The sequence below is a fragment of the Pseudoalteromonas sp. S1609 genome (assembly GCF_005887255.1).
Taxonomy (GTDB): Bacteria; Pseudomonadota; Gammaproteobacteria; order Enterobacterales; family Alteromonadaceae; genus Pseudoalteromonas.
In genome coordinates this window covers 1-227 of the sequence record NZ_PNDJ01000290.1, presented here as the reverse complement: position 1 = coordinate 227, position 227 = coordinate 1, and the positions used below count along the sequence as shown (strand labels likewise).

At 33.5% G+C, this 227-nt stretch carries 1 pseudogene; it reads left to right on the top strand.

Annotation, left to right across the window (positions count from 1 at the left end):
* Nucleotides 1-189, top strand: a pseudogene (locus tag CWB76_RS19780) (hypothetical protein); the annotation flags it as partial.
* Nucleotides 190-227: the final 38 nt, after the last annotated feature.

Genomic DNA, 227 nt, shown 5'->3' with positions numbered 1-227 from the left:
GTCAGTGAAACCCATTCTGTATATATGCATGCTTTATTAAGTTACTTTAAGCAAGATAAATACTCTAAAAAACATTTAAAGCCGCTTTTACGAGTCCAATTTAAAAAAGCGCAAAATGAAATAAAAGCGTTGCTTAATCAATCGGCTAACCCATTGTTGTTGGCTTTTTCGCCAGAGCAAGCCAGTTAATTATGCTCTATATTGATGAGGGTTTATTAATTGCCATT